Annotated in this window: 2 protein-coding genes; both read right to left on the reverse strand. The window is 60.3% G+C overall.

The genetic code is table 11. The annotated features are described in order from the left end of the window. Window positions 1-87: 87 nt before the first annotated feature. Complete coding sequence (locus BQ9890_RS14315) at window positions 88-693, reverse strand: type I restriction endonuclease (RefSeq protein ID WP_230298048.1); 606 nt, start codon at window positions 691-693, stop codon at window positions 88-90. Next, on the reverse strand, window positions 690-1,586 hold the full coding sequence (locus tag BQ9890_RS14320) for a GIY-YIG nuclease family protein (RefSeq protein WP_075893327.1): 897 nt from the start codon (window positions 1,584-1,586) through the stop codon (window positions 690-692). Before BQ9890_RS14320 ends, BQ9890_RS14315 begins: the two co-directional genes overlap by 4 nt. Window positions 1,587-1,900 lie beyond the last annotated feature (314 nt).

A 1,900-nucleotide genomic window follows, 5' to 3' on the forward strand; every position in this document is an offset into this window, starting at 1 on the left:
CAAGGCCCAGATCTCCAACCTCCAACGCGACACGTTCGAACAGACCCGCCACGCGTTCGAAACATTCATCACCGGAAACACATTCCCCTACAAACTGTAAGAACTCGTTCTGTTCACGCTATAGCGGTTGATCTGGTTGAACGCCTCGCGGATGTCGACGCCGCGACGCTTGAGCTCGACATGCACCATCGGTAGCCCATTGACCAGGATCGTCACGTCGAAGCGCGTCGCACGCGCCCCGGTATCCGGCTCGTACTGGTTGATGACCTGCAGACGATTGTTGTGGATGCGCTGTTTGTCCAGCAGGTAGACGTTGCGCGTCGTGCCGTCGTCGCGGTGCAGCAACTGGATGTGGTCACGCTGCAGGCGCCGCGTCTTCTCGATGATCCCGTCCTTCTTCGAGGAGATCACCTCCGAGAAGAACCGCTGCCACTCGGTATCCGAGAAGATCAGGGAGTTCAGTGTCTCCAGCTGGCGCCGCAGGTTCTCGATCAGTGCTTCCTCCGACCTCAGCGGGAGGTACTCGTAGGCCTGCGAGCTCAGCAGCTCGATGAAGCGCCGCTCCAGCGCAGCTTCACTCTCGTATCCTTCCTCCGACGAAAGCGGGGCCGCGTACTCAGCGACGACCGTGGACTCGGTGCCCACTGAGATCGGTTCGATGCGTGTTGTTGGCAGGTCCGAACTCTTCATCATAATCCTCGGTTCTCCCAATCGGCGTACGTTCCGCCGGGCCAGATCCACGAAGTCCGTCCGTTGCATGAGTGACCGACGGCGATTGCTCCGGCGGTCGACGGAGATGAGAACGGAACATCACGAGTCAGAACGCCATGCGCTCCCCTGACAGCGATCGAGCCGTCAGCGACGAGGGCATCGAACTGGGCCTTGTACGACGCATAGGCGCGTCGAGTGCTCTCGGCGCGCCCTTGGGTACTCCAGGCGGAGACGACCACTGAGTCCTTGAGCATGACGAACTCGTCGCCGTCCACCTTGGCGTGAGCCCTGATCGAGTTCCGGGGAACACTCAAGGTGAAGAGCGGCGACTCGGTGGGATCCGGCTCTGGGACCGGCGCATCGACTGGCTTCACCCGACGAAGGGCATTGACACCCAGGACCGGCAGGACAACCTGCAGTTGATCGACGAAGGCTTCCATGTCGGAGACCTGCGCCTCGGACAGCTTTCTGGGCTGAGGATTCTGAGTGTTCTCCAAGGACACCCGAGCTGCACTCGCTGCCAGCTGGACCAGTCGGTACTCCAAGTATCCCCAGTGTCCCTCGTTGAAGGAGTCGTCCGTCGAAGTCATGACGACCAGTCGGTCCCAGAACTCCTTCTTCGCATCGTGCTGATGAAAGCGATCGTTGAATCTCTCCGTCTTGCCGATGTAGCAGCGAGTGTCGCCCACAGCCGAACGGTCGTCACCGACGAGCATGTAGGTGCCGTTGCCCTGCGTCTCGGGACGCTTGAGGATCTCGGCCAGCTTGGACCGTGGACCCAGCAAGACGTTGCCTGTCCAGCCCGCCACGCGCGCGGTCGTGATCCCTCCGGGAACGCCGTCCGCGAGGAACAGCTCGATGTGTTTTCCCGTCACGATGCCTTCTCCTTGAAGGTCAGCAGACGGTCGCGGTAGTACTCGTACTGCTGTCGGCGAGCCGCAATTTCAGCAGGAAGTCCCGCCGAGAGATCACTCGTGATTTCACCAAACGATCGAAGACGTGCAGAAACAGCCTCTTGCTCCCTCAGGCTCGGCACTGGTATCGAACAGGAGTAGAAACTCCTAGTAGATCGTCGCGGCTAAGTATTTGGGTATAGGTGACGGAGTTTGATGCGGGCGTCGTCCGCGGTGAACTGCCAGTCGACTTGCCGCTGATCATCGTTGGTCGCGGACTGCCAGGAAGCAAGCTC

It is taken from the genome of Actinomyces provencensis (genome assembly GCF_900155435.1).
Classification (GTDB): domain Bacteria; phylum Actinomycetota; class Actinomycetes; order Actinomycetales; family Actinomycetaceae; genus Pauljensenia; species Pauljensenia provencensis.

Coding starts and splice junctions, on each gene's coding strand:
- BQ9890_RS14315 (WP_230298048.1), bottom strand. CDS start 693: ATGATGAAGAGTTCGGACCTGCCAACAACACGCATCGAACCGATCTCA.